The organism is Patulibacter ginsengiterrae, assembly GCF_056269115.1.
Genome location: NZ_JBWDOG010000004.1, coordinates 121,458 through 139,471, shown reverse-complemented (window position 1 = coordinate 139,471; position 18,014 = coordinate 121,458). Strand labels below are relative to the sequence as shown.

The window sequence follows — 18,014 nt, the reverse complement described above, 5'->3', positions numbered from 1 at the left end:
CCTAGCGTCGGTCGGGTCCAAGCAGGGAGGAGAGAGGGACGATGGCCAACAGGACGAGTCGCCGTGCACGCACGGCAACGGGAGCCGGCGCGTGCTTCGCGCCCAACGCAGCTGCGGGCGAGTCGGCCCCGTTCGCGTTGCCGATCCCTCACGTTCGCCGCCACCTCCGAGAGCTCGTGCGCCACGACGGCCGGCTGGACGAGGTCGGATCGATCGTCGCCTCGCTGCTCGGCTCCGAGGCGTCGTTCGGCAACGGCGGCCTCTGCACCGTCGACGGCGGCACCGCCGCCGCCTGATCAACCGCACCCCACACCCCAACGAAAGGACCGCAGCATGTCGACCCCTACGAAGTACGACCCGCTGTTCTGGATGACCAACCCCGGCATCACGCCGAAGGGCACGCGCAAGGAGTTCATCGATCCGGACACGATCCCCTGGACCGACTGGCTGATGCCGGGCACGCGCTACAAGCTGCTCTACGTGAACCTCGTCAGCGGCGCCTTCACGCTGATCCTCCAGGTCGATCCGGGCGCCCAGGCGTCGCCGCACTGGCACGTCTCGAACGTGCAGGCATACATCATCGAGGGCGGCTTCTACTACGACGAGAGCGACCAGGGGCACGCCGGCTCCTACACCTGCGAGACCGCGGGCGAGATCCACACGCCGTACTCGCCGAACGGCACGACGATGTTCGCGATGATGGACGGCCCGGTCGCCGGCTACACCGACGACGGCGAGTTCGCCTTGGTCGCCGACGCCCGGCTGCACTACTACATGGCGCGCGAGAACAACGCGACCGCCCAGACGATGGTCGTCGACTACGCGACGGCGCCGACGCAGGAGCTGCAGTAGCGATGTTCGACGACATCTCGCACATCGGCGTCGTGGTCGATGATCTCGAGCGCGCGATCGAGCACTACGCGAGCGCCTTCGGTTGGCGCTTCTCGGAGATGCTGCGGATGGGCCCGCTGGAGCTGCACGCTCCCGGCGAGCCCTCCGGGCTCCTACCGGTAGACCTCCAGGTCGCGTGGTCGGTCGACTCCAACCCGCCGCTCGAGCTGATCGCGGGCGGGGAGGAGACGCTGTGGGGCGTGGCGCCCGGCGAGCACCGCATCCATCACATCGGCTACTGGGTCGACGACCTCGCCGCCGCGTCCGCCCGCGCCCGTGCCGGCGGCTACGAGCCCGAGGTGCTGCTGACGGCCGACGGGGAGCGGGGGTTCGGCTACTACCGCGGCCCCGGCGGCCTGCTGATCGAGCTGATCGAGCGCTCCTCCGAGGAACCGATCCGGAACTGGCGCGATGGCGCGCCCCTGCTCGTGGACTGGTTCGGCTGATGCGCGTGGCCCGCTACGGGGCGTCCGCGACCTCCGCATCGAGCGCCGGATGGCTTGCGTGAGCGGCGGCCGCTGAAGGCCCTGGCTCGGGTCGCGGGGCGAGCCGGGCTCGAGCCAACGGGGGTCTCAGGCTTCCCCGGGAGTCGCTTGCCGGTCGCGCTGCGAATTCCCGGGGCGGATCGCGATGAGTTCGGCGCGCCAAGCGTCTGAGCGGCACGAGACCCGTGCGTTGAGGCCGCGACGCGCCACCGACCGAAGGGGAACCATCGTGGGACGAATCCACATCGATCTGTTCACGACGCTCGACGGCGTCGGGCAGGCGCCGGGCGGGCCGGAGGAGGACCCCGAGGGCGGCTTCCGCTTCGGTGGCTGGCAGGCGCCGCTGCTCGACGAGGTCGCCGGCGAGCAGGTCCTCGCCGGCATGGTCGGCCTCGACGCGCTGCTGCTCGGCCGCAAGACCTACGACATCTTCGCCGCGTACTGGCCCTATCAGGACGGCCCGATCGCCACGCTCTTCAACCGGGTGCCGAAGTACGTCGCCTCGCGCCGCGACCCGAAGCTCGACTGGGCGGGCTCCACGCTGCTGGGCCCGGACCTCGCCAGCGCCGTGCGCGGGGTTCGCGACCGCCACGAGGCCGTGCACGTGATCGGCAGCCTCGACCTCGTCCAGACGCTGCTCGCCGAGCGACTCTTCGACCAGCTCACGCTCTGGGTCCACCCGCTGGTGCTCGGCACCGGCAAGAAGGTCTTCGCCGGCGGCGCCACGCCGGCCAACCTGACGCTCAGCGAGCCTGCCGTGACCTCACCGAACGGCATCGTGCGGCTGCGCTACGCGCTCGCCGACGGCACGCCCGCCACCGGCGACATGTCGCAGCGGGAGGACTAGCGCGAGCCGACGCCCCTCGCGGCCGGGCTGATCGACGCCATCCAGGTCGTGGTGGTCCCGATCCTGCTCGGCCGAGGCGTACGCCTCTGGGACGGACTGGAGGGCCTCGAGCAGGACGGCGAGGTCGAGGCCGTCTCCTCGCCGAGCGGCGTCATGCGCGTGACGTTCACCGTGGCGAGATCTGGCCCCGCCCTGCCGCGAACCCGGAACCAACCGCCCGCGACCGCATAGGGTCACCCGTGCAGCCGATCACCGAGACCTACCGGGACTTGCTCATGACCGACCTCTGGACCGCCGTCAAGAACCTGCCGATCGCGATCGAGTCGTCCTCGTTCGAGGCGCTCGTGCCGAGCGGCCCGACCGGGATGGAGGACTACTCGACGACGCAGCTGCGGCTGCGGGGCCGGGGCGAGGAGGGCATCGGCGAGCAGGTCGGCATGCCCGAGGCCCAGAAGAGCTTGCGCGCGACCGACTTCCCGCTGACCGGCGAGTGGGAGACGCTCGCGGGCTTCCTCGCCCACGTCGGCGCGATCGAGATGTGGCCCGAGCCGCCCGAGTTCGAGCTGGAGCGCAACTGGCGGCGCTGGACGTTCGAGTCCGCGGCGCTCGACCTCGCGCTGCGGCAGGCGGGCACGAGCCTGCCCGAGGTCCTCGGCCGCACGCCGCGGCCGGTGACGTTCGTCAACTCGTTCGGGCTCGGCGATCCGCCGGAGATCGACAAGGTCGCGAACCGGCGGGCGGCGCAGCCGACGGTCGGTTTCAAGCTCGACGTCGTGCCGTCGTGGACGCAGGAGATCATGGACCGCGTGGCGGCCGTCGAGGGCGTCGCGACGATCGACTTCAAGGGCCAGTACGGCCTCGAGGTCGAGGACGAGGCGGCGCTGCTGGCGATGTACGAACGCACGCTGGCCACGTTCACCCAGGCCGTCTTCGAGGACCCGCACGACCACCCGGCGGTGCTCGAGCTGCTCGCGCCGGTCGCCGACCGCGTCTCCTACGACGCGCCGATCACGAGCGTCGAGTCGATCGGCGCCCTGCCCGTCGAGGTGCGGATCGTCAACGTCAAGCCCTGCCGCGTCGGGCGCCTGCAGGAGCTCAGCCGCCTGTACGCGCACTGCGAGTCCGCCGGCATCCGGATGTACAACGGCGGCATGGGCGAGCTCGGCGTCGGCCGCGGCCAGGCCCAGCTGCTCGCGGCGCTCTTCCATCCCGACGCGCCCAACGACATCGCACCGTCGGACTACAACCTCGTGGACCCGCCGTCGGGCCTGCCGCCGAGCCCGCTCGACCCCGCGCCGGACCGCGGCTTTCGCCGCCGCTGACGAGGGGAGCGCGAGCGGCGGGCGAGCCGGGGGATCACCAGTTGAAGCTGGCGCCGGGGAAGGTCACGATCAGGCTGGCGTTCGAGTCCGGTGCGCACGGGTCGATCAGCGTTCGGCGCAAGCTGACGGTGCCCGCCGCCGACACGGTGTCGGCGCCTCGCGCGATCGTCCCGGCCACCGGCCCTGCGTAGCGGCACTGCCCGCCGAGGACGTTCGTGATCACGATCGAGATCGTGCCCGTGACCGCGCCGTTCCGGATGCGAAGGCGGATCCTCCTGTCGTAGCTCGCCGCGGTGATGACGCCGACGCACGAGGCGTCGAATCCGCGGATCTTCACGTTGGCGCCGCGCCGGGTGCCGTGGGCCTCCGCGACGAGGTTCGCGAGCGTGCAGGTGGAGGAGCCGACGTCGGAGTCCCCCGTGAAGCTGCCGCTGCCCACGGCGGTTGCGTAGGGGTCCGGCGTGACCGACGCGGACGCGGAGGCCGCCGGCATCGCGAGGGACGCCGCTGCCATCGCGGCTGCGACTGCGCCGTGCTTGAGGGTCTTCATGAGTGACCTTTCGTGGATCGGTGTCGAGAGATCGGCGCGCCGGTCTCAGGCGGCGGCCTGGAGCGCAGCGAGGACGGTGGCGTCGAGGTAGGTGTCCTTGCGGGCCACGAGCCCTTCGGCGACGACGAAGAGGTCGATCGCGTCCATGCTCATGCCCCGCACGTGCATCACGTACTCGAAGACGATGAAGTCGTCGCCGAAGCGGACGTCGCGGCGCTCGAAGCGCAGGTCCGGGTACTGCTCGAGCACCGCGGCGAACGTCGCGCGCACCGCTTCCCGGCCCCTCGCCGGCTCGCCCGCGGCGTGGAGGTGGAAGACGCCGTCGTCGCTGTGCAGCGACACGATCGCGTCGAGGTCGCGACGCGCCCAGGCGTCGTCGTAGCGTTCGAACAGCTGGCTGAGGGACATCGGGACGCTCCTTCTCGGATGAACGTCGGCGGTCCGAGGAACGCTCGGCGCCGCCGTCGACTTGACAGTGTCAAGCTAGTCGCAGGGATGTGACACTGTCAAGTCACGCCCGGGTACGATCGTTCGCGATGTCGGAGCCGCGCACGCCCACGCCGCTGCGCGAAGCGCTCCTGGTCGCCGCCGAGGCGGAGGTCGACGAGCACGGCGTCGGCTCGGTCAGCCTCCGCGCGATCGCCCGGCGCGCCGGCGTCTCGCACCAGGCGCCGGGGCACCACTTCGGCGACCGCAACGGCCTCTTCACGGCACTGGCGGCGAAGGGCTTCCGTGCGCTCGAGCGACGGATGCTCGCGGCGCGCCGGCGGATCCCCTCCGATGCGACGCCCGCCGAGCGCGTCGCCGCGCACGGTGTGGGCTACATGGTCTTCGCCAAGGAACGTCCCGCGCTGTTCGCGGTGATGTTCCGGCCCGAGCTGCTCGATGCGGATGATCCGGACCTCGCCGAGGCGCGCGCGGGTGCCTTCGGGGTCCTGCTCGACGAGATCGTCGCCGCGCGCGCGACCGGCTGGGGCCGGCACCACTCCGAGACCGCGCTCGCGCTGACGTGCTGGTCGACCGTCCACGGTGCCGTCACGCTCTGGCGCGAGGGCACCCTGGACACGTTCTTCCCCGGCGTCGGCGGCGCCCAGGCCGTCGCCCGGATGGTGACCGAGACGCTCAACACCGGCCTCGCCGCCGAGGCCGCGCCCGTCGCGGAGGCCTCGCGCGACGAGGACTGACGTCTGCGGCGACGCCGGCAGCAGCCTGGGCGGCGACGATTGCGATCGCCTATGATACGAGCGTGAGCAACACGAGAGAAGAGGCGGATGGGGGCTCGACCGCCGCGACCGTGCGCGAGTCCCGCCTCTACATGCCCCAGAGCACCAAGCTGGTCGTCTGGCTGTTCGGCAGCGTGGTGGGCGCGGTGCTCGGGTTCGTGATTCCGTGGATCGGCCAGCTAGCGGAAGGCCGTTCGTTCCCCTATTCCGGCGTGGTCGACTTCCTCGCCTCCTTCGACGCGCCGATCATGGTCGTGGGTCGCCCGTTGGTGCTTGCCGCCGTGGGCTTCGTGGTCGCCTTCGTGATCACCTACGAGAGCCCGGACCTGCGGATCACGGACGAGGAGATCACGATCGTCGAGGGCGACGACACCCGGGTGATCGCCCGGGCACAGGTCGGCGGGGTCTACCGGAAGAAGGGCAAGGTCGTGATCGAGTCGCCGGAGGGGCGGACGCTCTTCGCGGAGGATGTCGAGGGCGGGAAGGACGCGATCGGATCGGCGTTCACCGCGCACGGCTACCCGTGGGAGAGTCGCTGAGCGTCCGCGATGAGCGTCATCGGCGGCGCTGCGATGGCGGCGCGTGCTGGGTCGTACGCTTCCGCACCGACACGCGAGATCACGGGGCGGACTGACGAATGGGGAAGAGCATGAGCGTCCTGGAGACGACCACCGTCGCCCCGAGGACCGTGATCGAGGCGTGCTTCGACGCGGCGGGCACCGCCGACCTCGACCTCGTCTACGCGGTCGGCCGAGCCGTCGGCCTGTCCGACCAGCCCGTGCGCCTGGCCATCCGCCGGATGGAGGCGGCCGACGAGCTGACGCAGACCGGGCGCGGTCGCAAGGGCCGCCTGGCCCTCAGCGCCAACGCGCGGGCGGGCAGTGCGCGTGAGCGTGGCTACGTCGGCTTCTCCCAGGCCCAGGACGAGGGGCTGATCCGCTGGGACGGGCACTGGCGCGTGGTCCTGTTCTCGATCGCCGAGAGCAGACGCGCCGAGCGCGACGCGCTCCGCCAGGCCCTCACCGCGCTCGGCGCGGTCGCGCTGATTCCCGGCGCCTACCTCAGCCCCCACGACCTTCGCGAGGATCTCACCGCGATCCTCGGCACGGTGCCGGAGCACACCCTGGTCGAGACCAGCACGCTCAGCGTTCCCGGGGCCGAGAGCGCGCCGGCGATCGCGGCGACCCTGTGGCCGCTGGCGGAGATCCGCGCCGGGTACGAGCCCCTGGCGGCGGCCCTCGACGAGCTCGACGCACGCGAGGCCCGTGACGATTCGCCCGTCGTCGACGACGTCGCGATCGCGCTCCAGCTCGCCGAGCTCTTCACCCGCGCGATGCACGCCGACCCGCTGCTCCCGCCCGAGCTCCTCGACGAGGATTGGCCGCCCGCCCGCACGCGCCGCCGCTTCCACCACCGCTGGGGTCGCCTGCGCGAGGCAAGCGCCGGGCTCCGGCTCTTCCGCCTCTTCGAGCCCTGAACGTGGCCACGCGACCCCGTCGGGGTGCCGCCCGAAGGCGTCCGTGCCGACCCGAACGGGCCTTCGCGTGCGGTCAGCGGCGTGCGCGGAGCGCGAGGTGGAAGTCGACGCGGTCGTCGGGGTCGCCGAGCCGGCGGCCGGTGATCGCCTCGACCCGGGAGAGGCGATGGCGCAGCGTGTTCACGTGGACGTGGAGCCGGTCGGCGGTCTCCTGCCAGTGGCCGCCGGAGGCGAGGAACGCGGCTAGGGTCGGCAGCAGCTCCGAGCCGCGAGCGGCGTCGTGCTCCACGAGTGGATCGAGCAGGCCCGCGCAGAACTGCGCGAGCACATCGGGATCCTGCTGGGCCAGCAGGCCCGCGTGGGAGGTGAGCTCGGCGGCCACGGCGTCGCTGCGGCCGTCCTGGCGGAGGTGCGCGAGACGGCAGGCACGACGGGCATCGCCGAGGCTCGCGTCGAGCAGCGCGCAGTGGGCGACCGGCGTCCCGATCCCGATCGCGGCGTGCGGTCCGAGGGCGGCGGAGAGCGCGGCCCCGAGGCCCGGGGGCGGTCCTGTGGGGTCGCATTGCGCGACGGCGAGCAGCCGGCCACCGCGTACGGTCGCGACGGCCGGCGAGATGATCCGTTCGAGCGCGTGCTCGAACGCGGGCAGCGCGGCCTCGGCCCCCGGTCCGTCGCCGACGATCGCGACGAGTCCGGCGTCGGGGTCGATTCCGAGGTCGCGGAGGCGCCGGGCGATGCGCGGTGCCTCCGACTCGCCTTCGCGGGCGAGGTCGAAGAGCTCGGCGGCGAACCGCCGGTGGGTCTGCCGCAGCGCTTCGCGGTGGGCGGCGTCGATCCCGAGGACGGCGAGCGTCTGCTGGATCGCCGCGTCCTCGTCGACGGCCGCCGGGTGCGGGCCGGTCCGCAGGACCAGAGTCGCCGGCGTGGTGCCGGTCGGCACCGGCACGTCGAAGCGCCGCCAGCCGCCGGTGATCGGCGTCGGGTCGGACGGGGGCGCCTCGCGGTTGCCGGCGGCGCCCGCGAGCACGAGGTCGCTTCGGTCGCACAGCCAGGCGTCGGTCTCGAACTCGGCGCGGAGGACCTCGAGGACGCGTCCCGCACCGCCGTCGCCCGAGACGGCGTCGAGGAGCAGCTCGCTTCGGCGAACGGTCCGGCGGAGCGGCTCCTCCCGCTCGTGGACCACGTTCTCGACGAACTGCTCCGAGATCGCGAGGAACGGGACCTGGACGGGGACGGCGAAGAGCGTGAGCCCGTGGGCCCTGCAGGCGTCGACGAGCACGGCCGGCGGCGGTGGCCGCCCGTCGATCAGGCCGAAGCCGAGCGCCGCCGCGCCCGCCTCCGCGAGCCGATGGACGTACGCCGCGCAGTCGGCGCCCTCGAGCCACAGGCCGTCGGTGAGGACGACCTCGCCGCCGTGCAGGTACGGGGTCGGGTCGAGCTGCTCGGTCGCGTGCACCCAGCGCACCACGCGCTGCTGGTCCCCTGCGGCGAGCACTTCGAGCGCGAGCGCGGGGGTCGTGACGATGTCGGCGACGGTGAGTGGCACTAGAGGATCCTCTAAAGATACTGACGCGAGGTCTGCATCTTTCCACGTTGACCCGCGAACGGGAAGGGGCGATGGTCGGCCAATGTCGGCCGATGGTTCCGTGCGAGCACTTGGATCTTCCTCCAACCAGGGGTCGCGCGTGCGCGGCCCCCGGCTCGCGTCGCCGAGCGTCCGGCATGTGCTCGGCATCTGGCAGCAGGGGAGACCGCTCCGGATGCGCGAGTCAGCCCGCCAACGGGGTTGGGCAGTACACACCGGCACCGCGTGCCGCCCCCTGGGGCGCGAGCGACGGTGCACGACGAGGGAGTGCAGTTAGAGATGCGATTGCTACACGACAGACGGTTGTTGGGAGGCGTCCTGTGCGCCGCCCTCGCCACGGTCTCGATCGGCGTCGGGACGGCGGCGTCCAACGCGGACGGTGGACCGGGCCTCGACGTGATCATCCACGGCGGCACCGTGTTCGACGGCTCCGGAGCGCCCGGTCGTCGCGCTGACGTCGGCATCAAGGACGGGTACATCCGCTCGATCGGCGACCTCGACGGCGTCTCGGCCAAGCGGCGCTATGACGCCGCGGGCTCCTACGTGACGCCCGGGTTCATCGACGTCCACGCCCATACCGACACCGGTGCTCCGTTGGCGGCGGCGAAGAGCGCGCTGACGCAGGGCGTGACCACCGAGACGCTCGGTCCCGACGGCGGCGGCACCGACAAGATCGCCGCGCAGCTCGCGCGGCTCGGCACGGCCGACAAGGGCATCAACGTCGCGCCGTACGTCGGGTTCAACACGGTCTGGGAGGACGTCGTCGGCGAGAGCGACGAACGGCCGACCGAGAGCCAGAAGCGCGCGATGCGCTCCCGGATCTCGTCCGCGATGGAGCAGGGCGCCTGGGGCGTCTCGAGCGGGCTCGGGTACACGCCGGCGTTCTACTCGCGCACCGACGAGGTCATCGACGTGGTGAAGGCCGCCGGCCCCTGGCGCACCATGTTCAGCGATCACATCCGTGACGAGACCGACTACGTCATGCACTCCACGAACGAGGTGCTCAACATCGGTCGGCAGTCCGGCCTGATGCCGGAGGTCACCCACATGAAGGTGGCCGGTCCGCTCAACTGGGGGAAGGGCGAGAGCACGCTCCGCCTGCTCGCGCAGGCCCGGGAGTCCGGGACGCACGCCGGCGGCGACGTCTATCCGTACACGGCCGCGCAGACCGGCCTCGCCTTCTACGTGCCGGCGTGGGCGCAGGACGGTGGCTTCGCCGCGATGCTCGATCGGTTCGCCGATCCGGCGCTGCGCCCGAAGATCAACAAGGAGGTCTCGGACTTCGTGAAGGCCGACGTGGGCGTGCCCACGAACGTCGCGATGCCGACCCTGAGCAACAAGACGATCGCCGACTTCATGGCCGAGTACGGCGATGTCTCGATCGGCGAGGCCGTCATGCGCGTCCTCGAGGACCATGGCGCGGTCAGTGCGGTCATGCACATCGGCAGCGAGGCGGATCTCAAGGCGTTCCTCCAGGATCCGTACCTCGCGATCTCCTCGGACGGCGGGGTCACGGAGGAGACGGAGACCCATCCCCGGGCATACGGGACGTACCCGCGCTTCCTGGGCCGCTACGTGCGGGACGCCGGCTACGTGACCTGGGCGGAAGGCATCCGCAAGATGACGGGCCTGCCCGCGACCATGGTGGGGATGGTCGATCGCGGCTTCCTGGCCCCCGGGATGCGGGCCGACGTGACCGTCTTCGATCCGGAGACCATCATCGACACGGCCACCTTCGTCGCGCCGAAGCAGTACGCGAAGGGCGTCGAGTGGGTCTTCGTCAACGGCACGCTGGCGCTGGCCGGCGGTGAGCCGACCAACGCCCACTCGGGCCTCGCCCTGAAGCGCGAGTCGAACATGCCGAACCGGCCGATGAACGCCGCGAGCGAGGTGCTCTCGGCGCAGGCGAACGGCACGGTCGCGGCCGGTGGCGCGGGCCCGGCCCGGCTGCGTCTCTCCCTCGAGCAGCCGGCGGGAGCCGCAGCGGCGCGAGGCGAGGTGCACGTGTCCCGCGAGGGCGGCTTCACGCTCACGTCGACGGCGCTCGGTCGGCTCCAGACGGCGAAGGGCTGGACGAGCGTGACCGGCCTCGGCCGGACCGCCGACGGCGCCGAGCAGCCGTTCGTCCTGACCATCGACGACCACGACCCGCTCGCCGCCGACGGGCAGACGACCGTCACCCTGCGCGTCGGCGAGCAGGTCGCCTTGCGCGGCGCCTACGCCAAGGACGTCGTCGAGACTCCCGGGACGCCCACGACGACGGGGCCCGCGGGCCCGGCCGGCCCTCCCGGCCCCGCCGGTCCGCCGGCCCCTGCCGCCCGACCCAGCCCCGGCTCGCCGAAGCAGGCGACGGCGAAGCTGTCGGTCTCGCGCCCGTCGAGCACGGTCGCTGCTCGCCGTAGCGGAACCGCGAAGCTGCGCGTCGTGGTCCGCAACCGGGGGACCGCGGTGGCGACGAACGTGCGCGTCTGCACACGGCCCTCGCGGCGCGCGGCGACGTTCCTCTCCGGGACCTGCGTCCGGATCGGGCGGCTCTCGCCCGGGGGCAGGGCCGAGCGGCTCGTCGGCGTGCGCGTCAAGGCCAGCGCCAAGCGCGGGGCGCGCGGGGCGATCGAGGTGCGGGTGAGCGGCGATCCCCGCCTGCGTGCCGCCGCGAAGTCGGTCGTGCTCGTCCGCTGACCTCGGTCGGCGACCCACCACCAGGACCACCTGCTCCCGCCCGCTCAGGGCGGGCGGGAGCGATGCGGGTGCCGGAGCTCCGCTCGAAGGCGCTCCCCGTCAACGGAGAGCGCCAGATCCCCGGCCTGCCGAACGCATCACCCCGAACTCCCAGACAGAAGGAACAGCGATGATCAAACGACTCCGAATGGCCGTGCCCCTGGTGGCGCTCGGGATCGCGGCGGGCGCATCGAGCGCCCCCGCTGGGGCCACGATGGCGCCCTCGAACAGCGGGCGCTCGGTTGCGGGGGCCCTGGATGCGGCGTTCGCCGCCGCGGCAGCGAAGGCTGGTCGCCCCGGCGCCCAGGCCGTCGCGATGCGCAAGGGCAAGGTGATCTGGTCGGCGAGCTCCGGCAAGGCGGTCGAGAAGCCGGCCGCGCCGGTCACCGATGCGACGGTGTTCTCCTACGCCAGCTTCGGCAAGACGATCCTGACCACGTACGCCCTGCGTCAGGTCGAGCGGGGAGCGCTGGCCCTGGACAAGCCGATCTCGGCCTATCTCGGCAAGCAGGTGCCGGGCTCGGACGTCGTCACGCTCCGGATGCTGCTGACGCACACCGCGGGCTACCCCGATCTGTACGGCGAGCGCGAGACCGCTCCCCTGTTCGAGGAGCCGCACTACGATCCGAACCGGCCGTTCACCTTCGCGATGCTGGCGCCGGGCATTCGGATGCCGGTGGACCCGGGCAAGCGCTACGAGTACTCCAACACCGGGTTCATCATCCTGGCGCGCGTGCTCAGCAACGTGGCCGGAGGAGACCGGGCGCTCGAGCGCGACCTCCGGCGGGTCCTCCAGCGGCAGGGCGCGGGTCGATCGGCGGCGAAGGGCCTGGTGACCGCCGAGCGATCCCCGGGAACCTTCCGCCGCTTCGCCCACGGCTACACCGCGGAGCGCGATGGCGGGCTGACCGACTACTTCACCAGCTCCGGCGCCACCGGAATCCCGACCGACGTGGCTGGCCTGCCGTTCGGGGACGGGATGTTCGCCGGCACCGCGTTGGGTGGCGCCCGGTTCCTGGACGCGTTGTTCGTCGAGCACCGGCTCCTGCGGCCCGCCACCGTCAGGAAGATGATCACGCCGACGCCCCAGTCGATGGCCTTGCGCGGCGCTTCCGACGACAGCACCTACGGGATGGCGACCTACCGAACCCCGGTCGCTGGCCGCGTCTGGCAGGGCCACGCGGGGACCTACGGCGGCTTCACGTCGATGGGGGCGACCGACAGGGCGCGAGGCGTGACGCTGATGGTCGTGACCAACCGCGAGGCGGTCGAGGGGAGCCCCGGGGTGGCGATCTGGGAGGAGCTGGCCAAGGCGTACGCCATCGCCACGCGCTGACGCCGGTGCGCTCGACGACCCCAGATCTGGTTAGAGGTTCCTCTAATGACCGGTCGACAATCGATTCACGTTCCTCCGTTGCGTCCGGTCGATCGGGGGCAGATACTGCCCCAAATCTCGAATCTCAATCGGAGTTTCGGGCCTCAGGACGACAGGTGGTCGACGAGCGACATGGTGTTGATGAAGTCTCCAATGAGAAGCGATCTTGGCCCATCGGCCCACGGCCGCGTCGTGGGCGATCAGGCGGAAGGCGCACGGTGACCCAGGCGATCGACTTCTATCCGCGCAGCGCCGAGCACGACGCCAACGGGCGTCTGCTCGTCGGCGGCTGCGCGCTGGCCGACATCGCCCGCGACCACGGGACCCCGGCGTTGGTCCTCGACGAGCTGGAGCTGCGGACGACCGCTCGCGAGTACCGCGACGCCTTCGCCGCGCACCACGCCGAGACCGCGATCCACTTCGCCTCCAAGGCGCTTCCGTGCTCGGCGGTGATCGGGCTCTTCGGCGAGGAAGGCCTCGGCTGCGACGTCGCGTCGGCCGGCGAGCTGGCGATCGCCCTGGCGGGCGGGGCGGACCCGGCGCACGTGCTGCTGCACGGCAACGCGAAGACCGATGCCGACCTGATCGCGGCCCTGGAGGCCGGGGTCGGCTGGATCGTGATCGACTCGCTCGACGAGATCGACGCGCTGGCGCGGCTCGTCGAACGTCCCCAGCCGGTCCTCCTGCGGGTCATCCCGGAGGTCTCGGTCTCCACCCACGAGGCCGTGGCGACCGGCCAGGCGGCGTCGAAGTTCGGCGTGCCGCTGGCCCAGGCCCCGGAGGCGATCGCGCGGATCCGTCGGCAGTCGCTGCTGCGGCTGGACGGCCTGCACGCGCACATCGGCTCGCAGCTCCTGGAGCTGGAGCCCTTCGAGCAGGCGGTGGCGGCGATCGCTGGCCTGGGGCGCTTCGACGTCTACGACCTCGGCGGCGGGCTCGGCGTCTCCTACGCGACCGGCGAGCATCCGCCGAGCATCGAGGCCTACGCCGAGCACCTGACCAAGGCCGTGCACCGGCATCTGGGTCGTGACGTCCGGCTGATGATCGAGCCGGGGCGCTCGCTGGTCGCCCGTGCGGGCCTGACGCTCTACTCCGTGGTCGTGGTCAAGGACGGCCCCCGGTCGTTCGTCGCCGTCGACGGCGGCATGGGCGACAACCTCGAGCCGATGCTGTACGGCACCCGCTTCACCCCGTCGGTGCTCGACTCCGACGGTCCGGAGGAGCTGTTCGACCTCGTTGGCCGCCACTGCGAGTCCGGCGACCTGCTGGTCCGCGACGCGCTCCTGTCGCGCCCCCGGCGCGACGACGTGGTCGTCGTCCCGGTCACCGGGGCCTACTGCTACTCGCTGTCCAACAACTACAACGGCGCCTGCCGGCCGCCGGTCCTGCTGGTCGGGGACGGTCGGGTCCGCCCGGTGGTCCGCCGGGAGACGATCGACGACCTACTGACGCGCAACCGGCAGCCGTCGACGGCGCCGGCGATCGGGGGTCGACGATGAGCCCGACACGCCTCGCACCGGGGCCCCGACGCGACCAGAAGCCGCGCTCGCAGCAGCTCCCCGGGCGCCTCGTCCGACGAACGTTCACGGGCGCGATCGGCGCTGTGCTCGCGGTCTCGCTGGCCGCCTGCGGCACGTCGACGTTCCCCGGCGCGAACCTCGGGACCAAGGACGACGCCGGTCCCGGCAAGGCCCTCGTCCGCCAGCAGCTCGACCCGAAGCTGGCCGCGATGGTCCCCGCCGACGTCCGCAAGCGCGGCACGCTGCGGGTCGCGACCGACGCGAGCTACGCGCCCTTCGAGTTCATCGGCGACGACGGCTCGTCGATCGAGGGCTTCGACCCCGACGTCGGCCAGGCGATCGGCGAGCTGCTGGGCCTGCGGACCGGGTTCTCCCAGGTCGCGTTCGACGGCCTCGTGCCGGCGCTGCAGTCCGGGCGGTTCGACCTGGTCATGGCGGGGATGAACGACACCGTCGAACGTCAACGCTCGGTCGACTTCATCGACTACTTCCAGGTCCACCAGCTCGGGATGCTCGTGCCCAAGGGCAACCCCGACGGCATCAAGCAGATCAGCGACCTCTGCGGACGGACCGTCGCGGCCCAGAAGGGCACGGCGCAGCTCGACTGGGTGCGGCGCAAGAGCCGCGAGTGCGGCAGCCGGCCGATGCGGATCAGTGCGCTTCCGGCCGAGGCCGACGTCCAGCTGCAGGTGCGCACCCGCCGGGCCGCCGCCGACGTGACCGACTACCCGGTGGCCGTCTACACGGCGCGTACCTCGGGCGGGGCCGGGTTCGACATCCTGCCCACCCCGTTCCAGCACTCGCTCCACGGCATCGCCGTGGACAAGTCGCAGCGGCAGCTGCGCGAGGCGGTTCGCGCGGCGCTCCAGCGCCTGATGGACAACGGCGGCTACCGCCACCTGCTGGCGCGCTACGGGATCGAAAAGGTCGCGCTCTCGCGGGCGACCGTGAACGAGGGGACGGAATGAGCATGTCGATCCAGCAGCACTACGTGGCGCCGGTCGCCCCCGGCGACGGCCCGCCGCCCCCGGTCCCAGCCGCCGACCAGATCGCCGCCGTGCCGGTCCGGCACTGGGGGCGGATGGTCGGCGCGCTCGTCGCCGTCTCCGTCCTCGTCGCGTTGGTGATGGCGATCGTCACCAACGACAACATCCACTGGAGCGTCGTCCGGCAGGCCTTCACCTACGAGGGGATCATCTCCGGCGTCTGGATCACGATCGGCCTGACCGTCGCGGCGATGACGCTCGGGATCGTGCTGGGCGTGGTGTCGGCGGTCATGGGCCTGTCGGAGAACTACGTCCTGCGCCGGATCTCGCAGCTCTACGTGTGGCTGTTCCGCGGCACGCCGCTGCTGGTCCAGATCATCCTCTGGTTCAACCTCGCGCTCGTCTTCCCGCACCTCGGCATCGGGGGGCTCAGCGTCTCGACGAACGCCGCGATCACGCCGTTCGTCGCCGCCCTGCTCGGCCTCGCGCTGAACGAGGGGGCGTACATGTCGGAGATCGTGCGCAGCGGCATCGGTGCCGTCGACGAGGGCCAGACCGAGGCGGCGCAGGCGCTCGGGATGCGCCGGACCACGATCCTCCGCCGGATCGTGCTCCCGCAGGCGATGCGCGTGATCGTCCCGCCGACCGGCAACGAGGTCATCAACATGCTCAAGAACACGTCGCTGGTGTCGGTGATCGGCGCGCACGACCTCCTCACGCAGTCCCAGTCGATCTACTCCCGCAACTTCCTCGTCGTCGATCTGCTGATCGCGGCGAGCCTCTGGTACCTGCTGCTGACGACGATCTTCAGCGTCGGCCAGCACGTCCTCGAGCAGCGCTTCGGGCGCACGACGCGGAACGCACGACCGCCAGGGCCGTTGCGCCGAGCGCTCTCCCGGACGTCCAGCTCGCCGGAGCCGGTCCGATGACCGGCAGCGTTCGCGCCGCGGGCGTGGTCAAGTCGTACGGGTCGACCCAGGTCCTGCGGGGCATCGACCTGGAGGTCGCCGCCGGCGAGGTCTGCTGCATCATCGGCCCGTCGGGCTCGGGCAAGTCGACGTTCCTGCGCTGCGTCAACCACCTGGAGACCATCGACGGGGGGCGGCTCTCGGTCGACGACGTCCTCGTCGGCTACCGCGAGCAGGGTGGGCGACTGCACGAGCTTCGCGAGCACGAGGTCGCCGCCCACCGGGCGGAGATCGGGATGGTCTTCCAGCGCTTCAACCTGTTCGCGCACATGACGGCGTTGGAGAACGTGATCGAAGCGCCGATCCGCGTCCGCGGCACGCGCCGGGCCGCGGCGGCCGAGCAGGGGCGGGAGCTCCTGGAGCGGGTCGGTCTCGGCGACAAGGTCGACGCCTATCCGTCGCAGCTCTCCGGCGGTCAGCAGCAGCGGGTGGCGATCGCCCGGGCGTTGGCGATGAAGCCGAAGCTGATGCTGTTCGACGAGCCGACCTCGGCGCTCGATCCCGAGCTGGTGGGGGAGGTCCTCGACGTGATGCGCGGGCTCGCCGCCGACGGCATGACGATGCTCGTCGTCACGCACGAGATCGGCTTCGCGCGTGAGGTGGCCGACAGCGTGGTCTTCATCGACGGCGGGATCGTGGTCGAGCGCGGGCGGCCGGCGGACGTGCTCGACGGACCGAAGCATCCACGAACCCGATCGTTCCTGGCCAAGGTGCTCTGACACCGGGGTCGCTGGCTCCTCCACCTGCGGCGCGCCCGCCCGATCCGGGGCGGGCGCGAGGACCGGAGGCGGAGGGACAGCGGCGGGCGCTCGACCGGCGCCACATCGCCGACGCGGCCGCCGGGCTCTCGACTGGCGGGCCTGGTCAGCGCTCATCGTCCCCGGCCGCCGACCCCGGCGCGTCGCCGCGACGACGACGCCTCACCGGTCCCGCCAGCTGAGCCGCGTAGATCGCACCTGCTGCTGCCGATCCGATCGCCAGGTTGATCGCCAGCCCGTACGAGCCAAGCTGATCGAAGGGAGCCAACGCGCAGACGAGCAGGAAGGCCGCGGTCCAGCGCCACTTCGGTGCCTCGCTGAGCGAGCGGTCCAGGCGCATCCCGTAGGCAACGAAGTACACCGCCAGCGCTAGAAGTGGGAGCGCCGCGAGCACGAGGCCGATGTCGGGCGCGTCGGCCGTTCCCGTGCCGAGCTGTTCGAGGGGTCCACGCGCGACAAGTCCGAGACCCAAGCCGCCGACCACCAGGGCTCCGTGGCAGGCATGCGAAGCTGCTCGATGCGCACCGTGCTCGGGGGCAGAGAGGCGAGCCCGGACGCCCTTCGGGTCCGAGGATGTCCGGCGGTTGCGCGGTGGCGAGTTGGGGGTGGTTGGGCGGCGAGGCATCGGCGTGCGTTGCATCGGTCACGATGCTCGACGCTGTCGTCGACAGCGTCGCAGTCCTCATCATCCTCGTCAGCACGATGAGGGCCCTGACTACGGCACCTCGTGAACTGCACCACGAAGTTCGACTTGACTTGCTGGTCGCCGACGAGGAGTCTCGCGTACGGCGTGCACGTTAGCGCCACGAGACCTCGAGCGGATGGGGCACCGATGAGTCAGAACGAAGAGACCTTCAACGGGCAGTGCTTCTGCGGCGCTGTCACGATCGAGGCCACCGGCGATCCCGAAGGGGTCGGCTACTGCCATTGCGCCAACTGCAGGAGCTGGTCCGCCAGCCCGGTCAACGCGTTCACGCTCTGGAAGCCCGAGGCGATCAAGGTGACCGCGGGAGAGGACCAGATCGGCGAATACCACAACAACGAGCGCAGCTATCGGCAGTGGTGCAAGGCCTGCGGCGGCCACCTGATGACGCGGCACCCCCAGTGGGGCTTGGTCGACCTCTACGCGGCGACGATCCCCGAGTTTCCGTTCGTCGCCGGGGTGCACGTCAACTACGAGTCGACGGTGCTGCCCATGAAGGATGGCCTCCCCAAGTTCAAGGACTTCCCCGCGGAGTTGGGTGGCTCCGGCGAGACGATCGCCGAGTAGCAGCGTCATCGGCCGGGCGGCCCGCTGACGATGCCGAAC

18 protein-coding genes and 1 pseudogene are annotated in these 18,014 nt (G+C 71.6%); 15 read left to right on the top strand and 4 right to left on the bottom strand.

The window, feature by feature from the left end:
- Nucleotides 1–333 precede the first annotated feature (333 nt).
- The 5 genes and pseudogenes from ACVUH9_RS08515 (at nt 334) to ACVUH9_RS08495 (ending at nt 3,545) form a co-directional block, all read left to right on the top strand.
- Entirely contained in the window at nt 334–852 is a 519-nt protein-coding gene (locus ACVUH9_RS08515) for a 2,4'-dihydroxyacetophenone dioxygenase family protein (RefSeq protein ID WP_475755864.1), read from the top strand.
- Between the two features lie 2 nt (nt 853–854).
- Nucleotides 855–1,337 carry a VOC family protein gene (locus ACVUH9_RS08510; RefSeq protein WP_475755863.1) on the top strand — a complete coding sequence of 161 codons (483 nt, stop codon included), beginning with the start codon at nt 855–857 and terminating at the stop codon, nt 1,335–1,337.
- Between the two features lie 268 nt (nt 1,338–1,605).
- Nucleotides 1,606–2,223 carry a dihydrofolate reductase family protein gene (locus ACVUH9_RS08505; protein WP_475755861.1) on the top strand — a complete coding sequence of 206 codons (618 nt, stop codon included), beginning with the start codon at nt 1,606–1,608 and terminating at the stop codon, nt 2,221–2,223.
- A 15-nt stretch (nt 2,224–2,238) separates the two neighbouring features.
- Nucleotides 2,239–2,454 (top strand): annotated as a pseudogene (locus ACVUH9_RS08500) (hypothetical protein); the annotation flags it as partial.
- Between the two features lie 8 nt (nt 2,455–2,462).
- Nucleotides 2,463–3,545: a hypothetical protein gene (locus ACVUH9_RS08495; protein ID WP_475755859.1), complete on the top strand. Its 1,083-nt coding sequence runs from the start codon at nt 2,463–2,465 to the stop codon at nt 3,543–3,545.
- Between the two features lie 34 nt (nt 3,546–3,579).
- On the opposite strand, the gene ACVUH9_RS08490 is transcribed toward ACVUH9_RS08495, so the two are convergent.
- The gene (locus tag ACVUH9_RS08490) at nt 3,580–4,095 is read right to left on the bottom strand and encodes an autotransporter (protein ID WP_475755857.1); all 516 of its coding nucleotides are present in this window, start codon (nt 4,093–4,095) and stop codon (nt 3,580–3,582) included.
- Between the two features lie 45 nt (nt 4,096–4,140).
- Entirely contained in the window at nt 4,141–4,503 is a 363-nt protein-coding gene (locus tag ACVUH9_RS08485; RefSeq protein ID WP_475755855.1) for a nuclear transport factor 2 family protein, read from the bottom strand.
- 128 nt (nt 4,504–4,631) lie between these two features.
- Here ACVUH9_RS08485 and ACVUH9_RS08480 point away from each other — a divergent pair, with 128 nt between their 5' ends.
- The 3 genes from ACVUH9_RS08480 to ACVUH9_RS08470 all read left to right on the top strand — a co-directional run bounded on the left by ACVUH9_RS08480 (nt 4,632) and on the right by ACVUH9_RS08470 (nt 6,795).
- The gene (locus ACVUH9_RS08480; protein WP_475755853.1) at nt 4,632–5,279 is read left to right on the top strand and encodes a TetR/AcrR family transcriptional regulator; all 648 of its coding nucleotides are present in this window, start codon (nt 4,632–4,634) and stop codon (nt 5,277–5,279) included.
- A 62-nt stretch (nt 5,280–5,341) separates the two neighbouring features.
- On the top strand, nt 5,342–5,857 hold the full coding sequence (locus ACVUH9_RS08475; protein ID WP_475755851.1) for a YqeB family protein: 516 nt from the start codon (nt 5,342–5,344) through the stop codon (nt 5,855–5,857).
- Between the two features lie 110 nt (nt 5,858–5,967).
- Nucleotides 5,968–6,795, top strand: a complete 828-nt coding sequence (locus ACVUH9_RS08470) for a PaaX family transcriptional regulator C-terminal domain-containing protein (RefSeq protein ID WP_475755849.1) — start codon at nt 5,968–5,970, stop codon at nt 6,793–6,795.
- 73 nt (nt 6,796–6,868) lie between these two features.
- Here the strand turns inward: ACVUH9_RS08470 and ACVUH9_RS08465 are convergent, their stop codons facing one another.
- Nucleotides 6,869–8,341 carry a helix-turn-helix domain-containing protein gene (locus ACVUH9_RS08465; RefSeq protein ID WP_475755847.1) on the bottom strand — a complete coding sequence of 491 codons (1,473 nt, stop codon included), beginning with the start codon at nt 8,339–8,341 and terminating at the stop codon, nt 6,869–6,871.
- 345 nt (nt 8,342–8,686) lie between these two features.
- Between ACVUH9_RS08465 and ACVUH9_RS08460 the strand changes: the two genes are divergently transcribed.
- The 6 genes from ACVUH9_RS08460 to ACVUH9_RS08435 all read left to right on the top strand — a co-directional run bounded on the left by ACVUH9_RS08460 (nt 8,687) and on the right by ACVUH9_RS08435 (nt 16,666).
- A complete protein-coding gene (locus ACVUH9_RS08460; RefSeq protein WP_475755845.1) occupies nt 8,687–11,059 on the top strand; it encodes an N-acyl-D-amino-acid deacylase family protein in 2,373 nt (790 codons plus the stop codon).
- Between the two features lie 169 nt (nt 11,060–11,228).
- On the top strand, nt 11,229–12,434 hold the full coding sequence (locus ACVUH9_RS08455) for a serine hydrolase domain-containing protein (RefSeq protein WP_475755843.1): 1,206 nt from the start codon (nt 11,229–11,231) through the stop codon (nt 12,432–12,434).
- Nucleotides 12,435–12,691: 257 nt separating this feature from the next.
- A complete protein-coding gene (lysA, locus tag ACVUH9_RS08450; RefSeq protein WP_475755842.1) occupies nt 12,692–13,972 on the top strand; it encodes a diaminopimelate decarboxylase in 1,281 nt (426 codons plus the stop codon).
- Nucleotides 13,969–14,961 (top strand): ABC transporter substrate-binding protein, encoded by a 993-nt coding sequence (locus tag ACVUH9_RS08445; RefSeq protein WP_475755840.1) that lies wholly within the window; start codon nt 13,969–13,971, stop codon nt 14,959–14,961. Before lysA ends, ACVUH9_RS08445 begins: the two co-directional genes overlap by 4 nt.
- A complete protein-coding gene (locus tag ACVUH9_RS08440) occupies nt 14,958–15,908 on the top strand; it encodes an amino acid ABC transporter permease (protein ID WP_475755838.1) in 951 nt (316 codons plus the stop codon). The genes ACVUH9_RS08445 and ACVUH9_RS08440 overlap by 4 nt, the downstream gene beginning before the upstream one ends.
- On the top strand, nt 15,905–16,666 hold the full coding sequence (locus ACVUH9_RS08435; RefSeq protein ID WP_475755836.1) for an amino acid ABC transporter ATP-binding protein: 762 nt from the start codon (nt 15,905–15,907) through the stop codon (nt 16,664–16,666). Before ACVUH9_RS08440 ends, ACVUH9_RS08435 begins: the two co-directional genes overlap by 4 nt.
- 145 nt (nt 16,667–16,811) lie before the next feature.
- Here ACVUH9_RS08435 and ACVUH9_RS08430 read toward each other — a convergent pair whose 3' ends face one another.
- Nucleotides 16,812–17,189, bottom strand: a complete 378-nt coding sequence (locus tag ACVUH9_RS08430; protein ID WP_475755834.1) for a hypothetical protein — start codon at nt 17,187–17,189, stop codon at nt 16,812–16,814.
- 348 nt (nt 17,190–17,537) lie between these two features.
- Here ACVUH9_RS08430 and ACVUH9_RS08425 point away from each other — a divergent pair, with 348 nt between their 5' ends.
- Entirely contained in the window at nt 17,538–17,975 is a 438-nt protein-coding gene (locus ACVUH9_RS08425; protein ID WP_475755832.1) for a GFA family protein, read from the top strand.
- The last annotated feature ends 39 nt before the right edge of the window (nt 17,976–18,014 follow it).